Below are 17,405 nucleotides of genomic sequence, written 5' to 3'. Positions count from 1 at the left end.
CCCACTCCACCAAGGAGCAACGAAGCCCATGGATTTTGCAATTCCCAGCCATATTGCGGCAATGCGCGAACAAATTAGCCAATTTTTGGTTGAAAAAGTCTATCCTAACGAGCAAACATGGTTCGATTATGACGAAAAGGCCTATCCTGCTTGCTCCGAAGATCATCCTGAGATCAAGCAATTACAAGCAGAAGTCAAGGAATTGGGTTTGTGGGCCGGCCATTTGCCCCGCGAAGCTGGCGGCATGGGCCTCTCGATTATGGAATATGGGCTGCTCAACGAAATTATTGGGCGCTCGTACTTTGCGCCGCGCATTTTTGGCTCGAACGCGCCTGATAGTGGCAACGCCGAAATTCTCTGGCACTACGGCACGCCTGCTCAGCACGAGCACTTTTTTTGGCCTTTGCAACAAGGCGATGTGCGCTCATTTTTCAGCATGACCGAGCCAGATGTCAGCGGAGCCGACCCAACCTTGCTTCAGACAACTGCTGAATTAGTTGATGATCAGTGGGTGATTAACGGGCGCAAGTGGTATAGCACCAACGCCAATGGTGCAGGTTTTGGCATCGTTATGGCCATGACCGACCCCAATGCCCCGACTCATTTGCGCTATAGCCAAATTATTGTGCCTGCTGAAGCCCCTGGCTTAACCTTGGTGCGGCCAATTTCGGTGATGGGCCATACAACTGGTGGTGGCCACTGGGAAATTGAATATACCGATGTACGTGTGCCAGCCGAAAATCTGCTGGGCAAGCGTGGCCAAGGCTTTGCCATCGCCCAAACTCGGCTTGGTCCAGGCCGCATTCACCATTGTATGCGCTGGCTTGGTCAGGCTCAACGGGCGTTCGATTTGATGTGTGAATATAGCACCAAGCGGGTGGCATTTGGTGGGCCGTTGGCCGATAAGCAAATGGTGCAACATTGGATCGCCGAAAGTGCTGCGGAAATTCAAGCTGCTCGGCTGAGTGTGTTGCACGCTGCTTGGCAAATTGATCAAGCTGGGGCTAAATCAGCCCGCATCGATATCTCATTAATTAAATTTAGTGTCGCCGCCATGTTGATGAATGTGCTTGATCGGGCGATTCAAGTTCATGGTGGTTTGGGCGTTTCTGATGATACGCCGCTGGCCTTTATGTGGCGGCAAGGGCGGGCATCACGGATTTACGATGGGCCAGATGAAGTGCATAAAATGGTCGTAGCCCGTGAAATCTTGAAGCGTTACGGTTATCCTGAGCGCAAAGCCTAGTTTGCGTGTAGTGTCCCGAGGTACAACCCATGGATACGATTCAAGTTCGGCCTGATGAACAGTTGAATGAATCAGCTTTAGCCGATTATTTATACGATAAGTTGCCTGGTTCAAGCCAGCCCTTGACCGTGCGCCAGTTTGGGGGCGGCGCTGCCAATTTGACCTATCTGCTGGATTATGGTCATTATGAATATGTGCTGCGTCGCCCGCCACTTGGCCCAGTTGCCCCCTCAGCCCACGATATGGGCCGCGAATATCGGGTCTTATCGCAATTACATCCAGCCTTTGCTCAGGCTCCCCAAACCTTTTTATTCTGCAACGAACCTGAAATCATTGGTGCACCATTTTTTATTATGGAGCGCCGCCATGGTACGGTTGTCCGTCGCGAATTGCCGCATCAATTTAACACTTCCGAAGCACCACGTGCCCTTAGTTTAGCCTTGGTCGATACCCTCGCCGATCTGCATGCTGTCGATTATTCAATGATTGGATTGAGCCATATCGGCAAACCCGATGGCTTTATCTTACGTCAAGTTGTTGGTTGGTATGAGCGTTGGAACAAAGCCAAACCCGATGATCTACCAGCAATGGAGAATGTCTACGCTTGGCTTTGCGAGCAACAACCCCCAGCCTCAGCCCCAACCCTTGTCCACAACGACTACAAACTTGATAATGTGATGTTTCGCCAGAACGATCCCAGCCAATTGATCGCGGTATTCGATTGGGATATGTGTACCTTGGGCGAGCCATTGGCTGATTTGGGTACCTTGTTATGTTATTGGAGCCAGCCTGATGATCCGCCAGCCTTGCAAGCAGTAGCCATGATGCCGACCGATGGGCGATTTGCCACTCGTGAAGAGTTGGTTGCGCGTTATGCTGAGCGTTCAGGCCGTGATGTGAGCCATATCCGCTATTACCATGTGCTTGGCCTCTATCGTTTAGTGGTCATTTTGGCCCAGATTTATGCCCGCTATCAACGTGGCCAAACCAAAGATGCCCGTTTTGCCCAATTTGGGGCAGTTATTCCGATTATGGCCCAAGCCGCCGCAGATCTCACCAAATAACCCCCACACTCCAACCCTTCTCCCAATTGCTGGGAGAAGGGAATCTATTGATACCACTCACCTATATTTCAATCATATCAATATCATCAAACCCATTCTCAGGTTTAGACCTGAGAATCATTCCAATCATGGCCTGATGGTTGATTGGCTCATTCTCGGTACGCTTATGGCTAGGGGGTTCTCCAAATTTTTGCGGAGGAATACAGATGGATACCTTGACCGCAGCCCGAGCGCAGATGGAGGTCTCGCTCGCGTTTCACATGGTCTTTGCGGCGTTGGGCATTGGCTTTCCCTTGCTTATGGTTATTAGCGAAGGCTTGGGCTTGAAAACGGGGCAAGCTCACTATCTCGCCCTAGCCAAAAAATGGGCTAAAGCCACCGCGCTCACCTTTGCAATTGGCGCTGTTTCAGGCACGGCGCTAGCCTTTGAGTTGGGCTTGCTTTGGCCAACATTTATGGGTTTTGCTGGCAGTATCATTGGTTCAGCCTTTACGCTTGAGGGCTTTGCCTTCTTTATCGAGGCGATTTTCCTGGGCCTCTATCTCTATGGTTGGAAGCGGCTCTCGCCACTAGCCCACTGGCTGACTGGAATTCCAGTGGCGATCAGCGGGATGCTTTCAGGCGCATTAGTCGTGGCTGCGAATGCTTGGATGCAAACGCCCGTTGGTTTTGATTTAGTTGATGGCAAGGCGGTTAATGTCAATCCGCTTGCGCCGTTTCTCTCGCCTGCTTGGCTCGATATGGCCTTGCACTCAACCTTGTCGTGCTATATTGCCACTGGGTTTGCCGTTGCGGGCGTGTATGCGATGGGCTTGCTCAAAGGCCGCAACGACCGCTATCATCGCTCGGCCTTGACAATTAGCTTGGGCTTGGCAACCGTAACCGCCTTGTTACAGCCGATTAGTGGTCATATTAGTGCCCAACGCGTCGCCAAAGATCAGCCAGCCAAATTGGCTGCCATGGAGGCCTTGTTTGAAACTCAGGCTGGTGCACCCTTGTTGATCGGTGGGATTCCTGACCCTGAGACTGGTGAAATTCACTTTGGGATTGAAATTCCCAAGGCACTGAGTTTTATGGCCACCAACGATTTCAATGCCGAATTACGTGGCTTGAATAGCTTTCCGCCTGACGAACGCCCAAATGTGGTGATCACACATATCGCCTTTCAGGTGATGGTTGGCGCTGGCTTTGCCTTGATTGGCTTAGGTTTGTGGTTTTGGTGGCGACGTTGGCGAGGCAAGTTTTCTCTGAGTCGCAGACTCTTATGGGCTTTGGTGCTTGGCTCACCTTTGGGCTTTATCGCCTTGCAAGCGGGGTGGATTGTGACCGAGGTTGGCCGTCAGCCGTGGATTATTTATGGGGTGATGCGTACTCGCGACGCAGTTACCACGGTCGCTGGCGTGCCACAGGTGTTTTATCTGTTTAGTTTGCTCTATATTGGTCTTGCAAGCGTGTTAGTCTACTTATTACGTCAACTTGCAACGGGCTATCCCGCCGAAGCCAAGGAAAGCGAGGCGACCCATGCCGCTTGAGGTTGTGGTAGCCGCGATTGGCTTGCTGGGCGTGATTACCTATGCGATTCTGGCAGGCGCTGATTTTGGTGGCGGCATTTGGGATTTGTTGGCGTGGGGGCCGCGACGTACCCAACAACGCGAAGCGATTGCCCATGCAGTTGGCCCCGTTTGGGAGGCCAACCATGTTTGGCTGATTTTTATCATTGTCATCTTGTTTACGGGCTTTCCTACTGCGTTTGCTGCGTTGAGCGTCGGGCTATTCGCACCGTTCCATCTTGCGCTGTTGGGGATTATTCTGCGCGGCGCGGCCTTTGTGTTTCGGGCCTACAGCCCTCAAGCTGAGCAAAAACCCAGTCAAAGCAGCCAGCGTTGGGGTACGATTTTTGGGGCGGCCAGCGTCATCACTCCAGTGATTTTGGGCATGGCGCTCAGTGCAGTTTCGGCAGGCCAATTGCGGGTAATCAATGGAGTTGTGCAAAGTGAGGGGATTGTTTGGCTTACGCCTTTGGCAATCGCCATGGGTTTATTAGCCTTAGCCTTATGTGCCTACCTCGCCGCCGTGTACATGACGCTGGAAACCCGCGACGAATTACAAGCCGATTTTCGCCAACGGGCCTTGCTGGCAGGTACGGCAGTAGTTGGCTTATCGTTATTAAGCTTACCATTACTCTATTTCACGGCCCAACATTTGTGGGAAGGCTTGATTAGTATTCGAGCTGCACCAGTGTTGACAATTGGGGTGCTTGCGGCGTTGCTTTCAGGCTGGGCCTTGTTGCGTTGGCGCTTTCAACTTGCGCGAGGCGCAGCAATCGTCCAAATTAGCTGTTTATTGGCAGGCTGGGGCATCGCCCAATATCCCTACATCATTTATCCCGATGTGACTTTAGCGGCAGCTGCAGCTCCTCGGTCAACGCTTGTGTTCATTTTGGTCGCCTTGCCCTTGGGCTTGTTAATTCTGTTGCCATCGCTGTGGTTCTTGTTCAAGGTTTTTAAAAGTGCGCCAATCGACGATCTATAAGCTGTGCTTTATGGCCCAGCACAAGGTTTAGATTTGAATAATCAACGCCCTGTAGCGCTTAGCCGCAGGGCGTTTGTACCGCACTAGATTACTTAATGATCAGCAGGCAAGTTAGCGAGCGTCCATCGTGCCAGATCTTACAAATTAATCGATTGGTTCAAATAAAGGATACAAATTAGGATAGGTAGCCAAATGCACAGGATCATTCCAGATCTGCTCAAGCCTAGCAACATTTTGTTGAATATCAGTCACAAATTGCCATAGAAAATCCAGATTGAAATCAAATTCTCCGTTCGCCTCAAGAAATTCATGCTCAGTTGCATCGAGCGCATACACCACCCGAATATCGCCCCGCCCTCCAAGGACTTGCAATTTCAAACTAAAATTATTAATTTCTCCATAATCAAAATCGCTGATTAATGCTGCATCAGTTGTCCGAACCTTTAGCCAAGGCTCAACCTGTTCAGCAAACGTTTCCAGTGTTGCTCGCGAAAACCAACACCTAAAATCTTCGACCCGCAACCAGTGATCCTTCACTGTTAGACTGACCAAAACCCGTTGCGTTCGCAGATCAAGTTCAACAAAATGCAAAACCAGTCGTCGCTGCGTACCCAAGCCGATCACCAACGGTTTAATCTCCATCGTTCGTTCTCCTATCAAGCTGCACCTATCCGCATCCTAGCATAACTTGCCGCTTGACAAGCCTGCAACTCATCTTTATAATTCGACACACCATGTGTCTTAATTGAATCAAACTATTTCAACAGGTTGCTATTTTTCATCAAATCAAAGACACACCATGTGTCATAAAAATAATTTCACAAGACCTTTGACGTTGTAATCTGCAATTTATTCCCAGGAAAGGGTGCATTATGGGCTGGTTGAATCCGCTTACGCCATGGCGAATCGTCGGTTTATTAACGCTGCTTTGTCTAGGGTTGGCTGGGCTGGCGCGATCGCCACAAGCCTTACCAAGCGCCGATGATCCGATTCAGCGGGCATGGCAATTGGCGCAAACCAGTGGCAGTTATCGCTATAGCATTGATCTGGCCCAAACGACAACCACCGCGCCCAGCCTTGCCAACGCTGGAGCCAATCCGCAACGCACCGAGCGTTTGAGCATCAATGGCGAGATCGATCAGGCCGCTGATCGTATGGAAATGACAATTGCCAACAATGCCGAGCAACATGCTAGCAATAGTTTTGCCCTGAAAATTGAGCAAGGCCGCAGTTTTGGGCGCTATGGCACTGGCAATTGGCAGCCAATCGAGCAATCAAGCGATCTCTTTGCACCTGCTGGCGATCCCTTGGGCTTTTTAGCGGGGCTTGAGCAGATAACCAGCCTTGGTAATGAAACTCGCAACGTTGGTAATCTGCGCTTGGAGTTTCAACATTACACGTTTAATTTCAATGGCGAACAATTTGCCAACTATTTGCAGCCCAAACTCGAAGCCCAATTGCGCCAACGTGGCGAGCTACCGGTCGGCATGAGCCTTGATACCAGCACCAGCTATGCCCAAATGAACGGTACAGGCGAAGTCTGGCTTGATCAGCATGGCTTGCCCAGCCGTTTGAGCCTAAATTTGAATTTACCAACCCAAGCCGATGGTTCCAACGTTAGTGCCAGCATTCGCTCCGATTTTTTCGATTTTGATCAGAGTCGTTTGGCTTTAGCCAGTAGTTCGTTTTGGCAACAGCCTGATCGTTGGTTGGGCTATCGCTTTGAGCAAGCCCAACACCAATTGCAACCACTCGCCCAAATTGCCTTGATTCCATGTTTGGAAATTTTGCTTTTGGCGTTGGCTGTCGCATTTTGGCGTAAGCGTCGCACCCAAACAATGATGGCTGCCAGCGTGATCAGTGCTATGTTGATCACGCCCATGCTGCAAGCCGAGAATGTTGCCGCCGCCCGCAGCAAGCAAATCGCCAAACAGGCCGAACAAACTGAACAACAAGCCCAAGGCGAATTACAACAGCAGGCAATCGCCAAAACCCAAAACCTTTGGCAACCCAATACCAAACCTGAAGCCCAAGCGCTCAGCCCCAAGCAACTTGCCAGCAATGGCAGCGATAGCGATGGCGATGGCTTGAGCGATGCCGATGAAGACGATTGGTATAGCTGTGCCACGCTTGGCTCAAGCACTGGCTATTGTACTGGCGTGAGCAACGCCAAAGATTACGATGGCGATGGCTTGAGCGATGGCGCGGAAGTCAATCAACTTGGCACATTGCCGCGCAACAGCGATAGCGATGGTGATTCGATTCCCGATGGCTTGGAAGTTAAGGGTTTTCGCTATCAAGGCCAGCAATGGTATCTCGACCCACTCAGTAATGATAGCAACCAAGATGGTATGCTCGATAGCGTCGATTGTGGTGTTTGGTCGCAAACCTCAAATGCCTATAATCCCAATGCGATCTGCCCTGATACTGATGGCGACGGCCAGCCCGATCTGTTTGATCGCGATAACGACAACGATGGAATTAACGATGATGTTGATCTTTCGCCCAATTTGCTGAGCAGTACAGTTTTTGATGATCAAAATCCGCTCAAGTTGCAGATTGATAACCTCAAAACCAACCGCCCAGTCTTTGTGGATTTTCAGTTGCGTCCAACCGATCTTGAGCATTTGAGCTATTCTTCGCGGATTTTGGATTGGCCCGCCAACGACAATCAAGGCCAAATTCAGCGGGTGCTCGACACAACCTTTGCCACTAGCACCAACAGCGATATTCGAATCAACGCGATCAACGCCGATTATGGCGATGTGATGATGGTGCCAATGCTGGAAATTACCATGCCCTACAGCACTGGCCATTATGCCAACTTGCCAATTACCACGACTTACCAGAATAATCAGCGCCAACTTGGCGTGGGCGTTGATCAATGGCTCGATTCAAACGAGCTTGATCCTTATGGCATTACGATACGCGATCTGGATACGAATTCGGGCAATTTGCTGGCCTATGTGCCCGTTGTGCGGGTTAGCAATAGCATGGGTGGTAATCCAGCGGCCTTCGCTGCTCGCATGCTCTATTATCCCGAACAAGGCAGCAACGGCACGGCCAATTGGGGCGCGGCTCAACAAGTGCGTTTGGTTTGGCTAGTGCAGATGATCACCGATGAATGTATTGATGCTGAAGCCGACCCCAGCACTTGCGCCCGCCAAGAAAACTTGAGCATCGTGCAGCTCTATGATGAAGAGTGGTCACTCGCCGGCATGAGCGTTAGTGAAGATCATGGCGCAAAAACCGCAATGATCTACGAGCAACCAAGCAGCGACAGCAATTTGCAACTTGACGATGAGCTGTGGATGGTTGCCTGGAATCTCAATAACACGTTTATTCGCGGTCGCGATTGTGATACGCTCAACGGCACTACCTGCCAAGGCAACGGCCAACGCGATGTGCGCATCAATAATCTGGCCAGCCAAATTGCAAGCTGGTCGAGCAATAGTAACAATCTAGCGGTGCAAACCAGCAATTTCTTACACGAAGGTTACCTCTCGCAAGTATCGATGCAGCAAATTAGCGACCTACTTGAAACTCAATTTAATAGTTATAGCAGCCAAACCAACCCAAGCTTGCTGATTGCCCAAGAAAAAAGCAATCGCAGCCTGAATTTACAAGATGGCGCAGGTTTAATCAATGGACTAGCCCGCCTTGACCTCAACCCCAGCACAATTAAATTAACTACGATTGCAGGCATGAGTTGGGCTACCTATCAATATATTAACGGCACTTGGCAAAATTATGCAGTTGATGATTATCTGACCTTGTTGGAAACGACGCTGCGCAATAATCAAGCCTTTATTCAAAATGAAGTTGGCGAGGAGTTATCAGGCAAATTAATTTGGGCACAATTGTTCTATGCCAGTATCAATCAGGGCTTTTTGGGGCTGGCTGAGATCGACAGCGTACCAGTTTGGAAACCAAGCGCCGATGCGTTGACCGAACAGGATTATCAAGCAACCTGGTTTGTCAATGCAAGCCCAAGCGGTGGACATGGCTTTGCGGCAACTGCGAATCTCTATGCTGAGCAATTGCAAAAAGTCTATAAAAATCTGCGCAAAGCCCAATCAACCTCCAATAAATGGGCCAAATTTGATCGCACTCTCAGCCACGACAAGATCGACCCGACAACCTTGCAAGGCCTCAAAACGGTTCGTGCCGCCACCAATTATGCGATTGGGTTTTCGATTGGCTTGACCTTGCTAGGTGGAACCTTGCTATTAATTGGCTTGACCACCAATAACGCCACCCTGATTAAAACCAGCCAAATTATTCTGACCGCTGCATCAATGTTGCTGGTGGTTACCCGTATCACCATGATCGTCAGCCAAATGACGGCGGTTGTGCGGGCTGGCTCAACATTAATTTCCACCTTGAACATGCTGCAATCGGTGGCCAAAGCCAATCGTTCGCTGGGCACAGTTAATTTGGTGATTGCTCTGACCATGATTTGGGGGGTGTTTATCTTCCAACTGGCCAGCGGCCAATTTGGCTGGGGTTCGCATAGCTTCAATTTGGCCTTAGCCCAAGCAATCGCTGCCACCATTATGATTTTTGTGATGTTGGTGATTGCCTTTATCCCGATTATCGGGCCATTGATTGTGGCAATTATTTCGTTGGTCGATTTGATCTTGAAGCTGTTCCATATTCGCGGCTTCAACGATTGGATGAGCCAATTTATTGCCGATCAACTCTACGAAGCCAACAATCTGCTCGATAACCTGAGCGATCCCAATCGGCTCAGCATCACCAGCAAAACGATTGATTTGAAGTTTCCTGAATTGGGGTTTGTGCGCTCGAATGCCTTGAGCATGACCTTCGCAGTCACCAACACGCTCAAATATAACAATCATTTCAGCATAGGCGATGCCCGCCGTGCAACCTTCCGTTATTGGTTGCAAACCAGCGCCACCGATCAGCATGCGGCGCTGGCGCAAAATCAAATGCGCAACGAATGGGATGCAATTGGCAATCGCCAAATTCAAACCAGCGCCGAGATTAGCCTGCCAGAAGCCTTGCCATTCAGTGAGGTTGGCACAGGCATCAATCGCTCACTAGATCAGCAGTTATTTATCACCGAAGCTTCAGTCGCACCCTATGAAGGCTGTTGGTTGGTCACAACCATTGAAGTCGATTGCACGTGGTACGACACCAAATGTTCAAGCCATTCCAACATTGGCGAATTTCAATATTTCGACATTTTGCCCGATACCATCGAAGAATTTGCCAACCTCGACTGGAACATGAACGCCGATCTGCGCTTTAACCAGATTAAAGATGCTGATGGCGATGGTTTGATCAGCCAAGCCTTGGGCGGCGTTGACCCCGATGACACGCGCTTCGATAGCGATAACGATGGCTTATCAGATTATGTTGAGCTAAGCAACGGCACAAATCCACTTAATGCTGATAGCGATCAAGATCAATTGAGCGATTTTGAGGAGCATGCCTACCATAGCAACCCGCTCAAACGCGATAGCGATAGCGATGGCCTAGTTGATTATGTTGAGTTCAAACAGGGTTGGCTGATCGCCTACACCGATCTGAACAGCAACCAAACCAAGCTAGCGCGGATTTGGTCGGGCAATAGCAGCGATGCTGATAACGATTCGCTCAGCGATTTAGAAGAATATACCTTTGGCTTCAATCCGTGGGTCGCCACCGATCCTTCATTGATTGATAATTTAGTGGAGATCGAACAACTCACCGTCAACGAGCAAAACGCCCCGCGTTTGTTGGCGCAATTTGGCGAGCGCGAACAAAGTCAAGCTTTTGCCGATAGCTCAGGCGCGAATCACACCCTGCGTTGTAGCCCAACCCAGTGTCCAAGTTTGGCGATTGGGCGCTATGCCAATGGGGTTAAATTCGATGGCTCAAACGATCAACTGAATAGCAATGTTGGTATGCTCGAATTAGCCCAAGCCAGCTTTACCCTGGCTGCGTGGGTCAAAACTACCAGCACCAAACAAGCGATCATCACCAAAAACGATGGTGATAGCACATGGGAACGCGGCGAAAAATCGTTCTACATCAATGCCAACGGCCAACCAACATTCGTCGGCTTTGGCAACAACTACATCACCAGCAACCAAAGTGTCAACGATGATCACTGGCATCATGTGGCCGTCGAATGGGATTACCCCAACTTGACTGGGACGATCTCCATCGACGGCGTTGACCGCACCAATCGAGCCAGCACCAACTATCGCAGCACCAACCGCGATAACGCCAACGACACATTAAAAGTTGGCCGTAGTAACTCCAACAGCAACGAAGCCGCCAACAATTTCAAAGGAGTACTTGATGAAGTGGCGGTGTTCGATCGCACGCTCGGCAACGCCAAAATCAACGATCTGATGCAAGGACGCTACAATCCCAATGATCGGTTATTGGCTCCAGGTGCAGAGTTGAGCTATCAAGCCACGATTTCCAACACCTTACCGGCCCAAAGCGTCAATGGCCAACTGACTGCCAACAACCAAACCAGCGATCCCGATCTGACGAATCCTAATATTGCCTTGCGCATGGAAACGCTCGATCGCCAACAAAGTTATCGTAATAGTGCTGGCTCCAATGAAACCGCCTATTGTCTTGGCCAGCGTTGCCCAACCAGCGAATTGCTCAGCGGTCGCGATTATGCCGTGCGCTTCGATGGCGTTGATGATCAACTGATCATTCCGATGCAACTTGATGCGGATATCGCAACTGGCGAAATGCTACGTTCGCTCAAATTCTCAATCAAGCTTGAGCAGTTGCCAGCTTCCGGCCAAACCGCCACAATTTATAGTAGCGTCGTCAGCGCAACCAGCGATTTACAGATTGTGATTAATAGTGCTGGCAATTTGGTTATCAGCGTTGGCGGCAGCACCAGCAGCAGTTATTACAACGGTAGCACCACCGATAGCACATGGCGCAAACCGCACTATAGCGTTTATTCATTCACCAACAATCTTAATACATGGGTTGAGGTTCAGCTTGATTATCGCAATTTCAGCGATACAACGGGCCGCACGACGCTTTCGATCAACGGAACTCAAGATAGTCGGCTGGATTATAGTTATTGGCCACGCTTGAATATCGGCAATGCAATGTTGGGCGCGAACGCCAACAACAAGGCTTTTCAAGGCAGTTTGGGCTATCTCTGGGCAACCAACGAAAAAAATGTGCGGGTGCTTGACCTGAATTTCAACGAAGATTATGGCTATACTGGCAATTACTATCACAACACAGCGGGCAACCAACAAGCGCTGAGTTGTGGTACAACCGCCACTTGTCCAAGTTATCAACGACAAGGCTTCAAGGGCCAAGCAATTCGGCTTGATGGTAACGATGATTATCTTAATTTGCCCAATAATGCCAGCTTTACGCCTGGTGAACGCAACTTGCGAATGGCGGTCAAACTTGAGCAACTGCCAGCCAGCGGCCAAGTCGTCAGCTTGCTCGATACCGTTTGCGCCAACAGCAATAGCTACTGTTTGGATCTGACGATTAATTCCAGCGGCCAGTTGGTTATGCACATTTCACCTGGCACGACCCTGACCTCAAGCACAATTTTCAGCCAAGCCAACCTTAACACCTGGGTTCAGCTTGAATTCGATTTTGTGATTGCCTTCAACTCCAGCAGCCGCTCCAGCGTGATGGTCTATGCTAACGGCAGTCTAGTGCTGATCGATAGTCAATTTACGATTGGTGCGTTGGAGCTAGCGCCCAGCCGCATCGGACGCTCGGTGGCTAATACCAATCCGCTCAAGGCTTCGATCGATGATTTGTTTATTCAAGGTAGCTATAACCTAAGCTTCGATGCACCGCCGTTTGATAGCGAAATGCGCAATCATGTCAACCAAGCTCGGGTTGCCAGCTGTGAATTTTTGCTCACCTGCCCCAGCGTTGAGCAAAATGGTCGTTATGATCAAGCGCTTAATTTCGATGGCCTTAACGATAGTTTGCTGCTTGATCGCAGCATCAGCGAAGATTTTAGCATTGGCTTTTGGCTGCGTAGCAACCAAACCAGCGGCGCGGCGAGCAATTGGTGGCAAGGCGCAGGCTTGATCGATGGTAACGTGCTTAGTCCAAGCAACGATTTTGGCATCAGCCTTGGCAACAATGGCCAAGTAATGTTTGGACTTGGCAGCAGCGACGGCACAAGCACCACAATCAAAACTGGCGCAGTTAACGATAATCAATGGCATCATGTTGTTGCCACTCGCCACAAACAAACTGGCACGCTCAAACTTTATCTTGATGGAACCTTGGCAATCAGTGGCACTGGGCATCTCAATCGGCTCGATATTCCGCATTTACGCATTGGCGCAGCCCTGAATAACAGCAACTTCTACCAAGGTCAACTTGATGAGTTGGTGGTTATTCCAGCGGTGATCGAGCGTGATGCAGTGCAATTCTTGATGCAAAGCACCTATCCGGCGATCAAGATCGCTGCCGATTTTGCGCCATTCCACTTGCCTGCCCAAACCAGCAAAGTGGTCAGCAGCACCGCCCAAGTTAATGCCAACATTATCAGCAGTCAACAACGCTTTGAGCAATCAGCCGAAACCGCAATTGCCCTACAACAGAACATTGGCTATCCGGTAACCGACCTCAACGCCAACAAACTGCCAATCTTCTTGCCCTTTGAAGATGTGCCAGGCTCGCAAGTTTTCAAAAATGTTGGCAATGTGAGCTATTGGTCGAATTTGGGCTACGATAAAACTAACCTCGACTGTAGCAATCCCGATTGTCCGAGTGCTGGCTTACGTGGCTATGTCGAGCGAGCGGCCTATTTTGATGGCAATGGCGATCATCTGCGCTTCAGCGACCAATGTTGTAGCCCTGAAGCCACAACGATTGCCGCATGGGTCAATGGCAATAGTGGCACGATTGCCGATTTGCGCAACCCCAATAATGCAACTGGGTTACGCCTCGCCTATGACAACTTCTTGATCACGATCGATCTTGATGGCTCGACCGCCAGTGGTGGCAATGCTAGCTTTATCGTGCCATTTGAGCTACCAGAAGGCCAGTGGAGCCATGTGGTTGCCAATTACGATAAAGCCAACCAACTAGCAACGGTCTATATCAACGGTCAGTTGGCTGCTAGCACTGCCTTGCCTGGAGCCAATGGAACCCACGCCAGCATGAGTTCGCAGTTTCCAACGATTGGAGCAAATCAAGGCGATGGTGGCGATTTCTATCGGGGCTACTTGGATGATCTGCGGATTTATCAGGTGGTGTTGAGCGCGAGCCAAATTCAAACCTTATACACGACTTCAGCACCAATTTTGAAATTTGAATTCGACGAGGAACAAAACGCCAGCGAATTTCACGATAGCTCACAAGCTGGTTATTTGGGCAAACCGATCACAACCCAATGTGCCACGCTCGATCTTGAGAGCATTCGCGCGAATCAATTGGCCACAAGTCCGAGCACCATTTATGTGGCGAAAGCCAATGATCGGCTCGCCAGCCTGCGCTTGAATACCCAAGTTACCCAACCGCTCTCAGCCAGCAGCGTGCTCTGTGCTGGCGATCAACTGAGCGTTGGTTTGATCAATAGCGATGGCAGCACCAGCCTAATCGCCAACAAAACGATTGATGTAAAAGCTGTGGGCAATGGCAGTGCCATTTTCCAACAGGGCAGCAATCGCCTCACCCTGCGCTGGACGATTGACGATCAAGCGTTGTATCGCCACAACCCAGCACCTGGCACCGATGGCAAAATTGGCCGCACCGTGTTGTTTGATGGCAAAGGCGCAATTCAAGTTGATCGAGCCAATGCAATCAATAATTTACAAAATCAATTCACAATTTTGGCATGGATCAAGCCCGATACCATCACCGACACCACCTCGTTGCAACGCTTTATCGCCGCAGGCCGCGATAACTCAGTCAATGGCTTTGGCTTTGGCTTGAGCGGCTCAGCCTTGAATTTTGGCATCTTTGGCGGCTTCAAATATAGCAGCAGCGCCACGGTTGCCCCACGGGTTTGGCAACAAGTCGCGGTCGTATTCGATGCTAGCAATGATGCCAAGTTCTACGTCGATGGCGAATATATCGACACCATCGCAGGCAGCAGTGTCGTACCAATCAATAGCGACGACCCGTTGTATATCGGCGCAAGCACCGATCAACAAGGCCTGTTCAACGACCAATTCCGTGGACAACTCGATGAACTTACAATCTATCAACGCGAGTTGAGCACCGCCGAAATCTACAACCTTTATTTGCGCGATTTACGTTGGTATCGGGCGCGTTCAACTAGCTATTTGACGATCGATAACGATCAGCCAAGCGTTAGTTTGTTGGCGAGCAATCATTATCGAGCCAATGCGCCATTCCAACTAGCGGTTTCGGCCACCGACCCAAGTTCACGCGTCAGCTTGGTTGATATGGGCGTGCGTGGGCCACAAGCCAGCGATTATGTTTGGACGAGCGTTGCGGTATGTGCCGAAGCCCAAGCCAATAACGCCGCTTGGTGTCCAGTGATCGACCCCAGCGAATTTGGCGGCGCAGGAATCTACCAAGTGATTTTCCGCGCGGTTGATGCAGTTGGCCATGAAACCACCAGCGCCGCAACGACCCTGTATGTTGATGGCGCTGGCCCAATCGCCACCCTAGAGCACAGCCAAAACTGGCGTGAGTTACAGCCAGTTGCCAACCATGATCTCCAATGGACGCTAGCACTATCGGGAACGATCAGCGATCCTCAGCTTGGCAGTGGGATTGCAGGCAGCGGCCTTGAGCAAACCAAAGTCTTGATTGGCTTGTTCGATCAGCAAAATCGTTTGATTGGCAGCGAAAGTTGGCAACAAGCGCAGGTTTCGGGCGAACGTTGGTCGATCGATTATCACATTAGTGGCAGTCGGCCAAGCGGCAGCTATCGGGTCGAAATTAGCGCGGTTGATCAGGTGGGCAACCAATTAATAACCGCCCTGCGATCAAACCAACAGCAAACCTTGCTGCTTGATGCCCGCCCACCAAGCGTCGATCTGTTCCAAACGATCGTAGCCACACCATTAATTAGCGAAACATGGCAGATCAGCGGCACACTCAACGAGCTGCCAAGCTGGCATGGAGCCGTCGCCAGCTATCACTTTGAAACGCTTGCACCGCGCAACGATAGCAGCGGCAATAATCAGCATGCAAGCTGTAATGCCTGCCCCAGCAGTGCAACTGGCCAATTTGGCATGGCCGCCAGTTTCAACCCAGCCAACCAACAACGCCTGACCGTAGCGGCAACTACTAGCTTGAACCTAAGCCAAGCCAGCTTCAGCGTATGGATCAAGCCAGCTTGGAATAGCAGCCCTGGCTCGGCCTATAGTATTTTGGCTTTGGCTGATAGCAGCAACACCCGTTACAACTGGCAAATTGCCAGCGATTATCGCAGCATTCGCTTATTCAATGGCAGCACAACCAGCAGCATTAGCGCCACAATCATGCCAAATCAATGGCAGCATGTGGCCTTGGTGCAAACTGGCAGTGAATGGACAGCCTATTTGAATGGCACACATTTGGGCAGCGTTGAACAAAGCTTTGGCACTGCCAGCAATCTGCCGTTACAGATTGGTGCAGCCAAGCCAAACAGCGGCTTCTTCAATGGGCAACTTGATGAAGTGCAAATCTATGAGCGAGCCTTATCGGCGCGTGAAATCTATGCGTTGGCCCAAACCGAGCATGCGGGTGTAAACCAGGCCCAAATCTGGCTCGAACCCTATCATTTTGATGGCAGCCCCAGCAGCGAAGTTTGGCAAGCAGCACCAATTCAAGCGCAAGGCACAGATCTGGCAACTTGGAGCTACAACCCACCAGCCGCCAGCGAAGGCTTTTATCAATTGCATGTTCGCGGCAACGATGCCTTTGCCAACACCAACGACGAACGAATTATCTGGCGTGGTAGCATCGACACCCAAGCGCCACGGGTCAGCATCAATGCAACCCAAGGTGGCAGCGGCGCGAATAGCTACACCGATTATGTCATCAGCGCCGAGGACTTATTTATTGATGAAAATTCGTTGATCTCGCCATGTGCTGGAAGTTCAATCAGCTATGGCTACTACCCAAATCCAGCACGGATCAATCGGCTCAGCGTCAATTGTCGGGTCAATGGGCATAGCCAAAGCGTGGTGATTGCCAAAGCCTGTGATTATGCTGGCCACTGTAGCGCCAGCAGCGTTGATCCATTGCCAACCCCAACACCAACTGCGACCGCAACGCCAACGGCAAGTACCACTGCAGTACCTTCAGCCACGGCCAGTGCAACACCAACGGCAAGCGCAACGGTGGTTCCATCAGCAACATCAACCGCGATTGCGACGGCAAGCGCGACCGCCAGCGCTACGGCAATTGCTTCGCTAACCGCAACCGCGACGGCCACGCTGACGACTACACCTTCAGCAACCCCAACCGCGACCGCGACGGTAACTGCAACGGTAAGTCCTTCGATCACACCATCGCCGACCCCAACCATTGTGCGTTGGTATCTGCCGTGGGTGACGGTTCAATAATTAAAACCAGACGCTCTGGGATTAGCTACCTCAGAGCGTCTCGTCGCTAAAAAGCTC

Annotated in this window: 6 protein-coding genes; 5 read left to right on the top strand and 1 reads right to left on the bottom strand. The window is 50.6% G+C overall.

The window, feature by feature from the left end; all coding sequences use genetic code 11:
- Positions 1-28: 28 nt before the first annotated feature.
- The 4 genes from ABEB26_RS20010 (at position 29) to ABEB26_RS19995 (ending at position 4,842) form a co-directional block, all read left to right on the top strand.
- Complete coding sequence (locus tag ABEB26_RS20010) at positions 29-1,246, top strand: acyl-CoA dehydrogenase family protein (RefSeq protein WP_345723830.1); 1,218 nt, start codon at positions 29-31, stop codon at positions 1,244-1,246.
- A gap of 29 nt (positions 1,247-1,275) precedes the next feature.
- Complete coding sequence (locus ABEB26_RS20005) at positions 1,276-2,310, top strand: phosphotransferase family protein (protein ID WP_345723829.1); 1,035 nt, start codon at positions 1,276-1,278, stop codon at positions 2,308-2,310.
- Positions 2,311-2,516: 206 nt separating this feature from the next.
- Complete coding sequence (locus tag ABEB26_RS20000; protein ID WP_345723828.1) at positions 2,517-3,842, top strand: cytochrome ubiquinol oxidase subunit I; 1,326 nt, start codon at positions 2,517-2,519, stop codon at positions 3,840-3,842.
- The gene (locus ABEB26_RS19995) at positions 3,832-4,842 is read left to right on the top strand and encodes a cytochrome d ubiquinol oxidase subunit II (RefSeq protein ID WP_345723826.1); all 1,011 of its coding nucleotides are present in this window, start codon (positions 3,832-3,834) and stop codon (positions 4,840-4,842) included. Before ABEB26_RS20000 ends, ABEB26_RS19995 begins: the two co-directional genes overlap by 11 nt.
- Before the next feature lie 144 nt (positions 4,843-4,986).
- On the opposite strand, the gene ABEB26_RS19990 is transcribed toward ABEB26_RS19995, so the two are convergent.
- A complete protein-coding gene (locus tag ABEB26_RS19990; protein WP_345723825.1) occupies positions 4,987-5,484 on the bottom strand; it encodes a hypothetical protein in 498 nt (165 codons plus the stop codon).
- Between the two features lie 230 nt (positions 5,485-5,714).
- Here ABEB26_RS19990 and ABEB26_RS19985 point away from each other — a divergent pair, with 230 nt between their 5' ends.
- Positions 5,715-17,348: a LamG-like jellyroll fold domain-containing protein gene (locus tag ABEB26_RS19985; RefSeq protein WP_345723824.1), complete on the top strand. Its 11,634-nt coding sequence runs from the start codon at positions 5,715-5,717 to the stop codon at positions 17,346-17,348.
- Positions 17,349-17,405 lie beyond the last annotated feature (57 nt).

It is taken from the genome of Herpetosiphon gulosus, from assembly GCF_039545135.1.
Taxonomy (GTDB): domain Bacteria; phylum Chloroflexota; class Chloroflexia; order Chloroflexales; family Herpetosiphonaceae; genus Herpetosiphon; species Herpetosiphon gulosus.
Note: the sequence above shows the minus strand (reverse complement) of the source record. Positions and strands in the feature narration are given on the sequence as shown.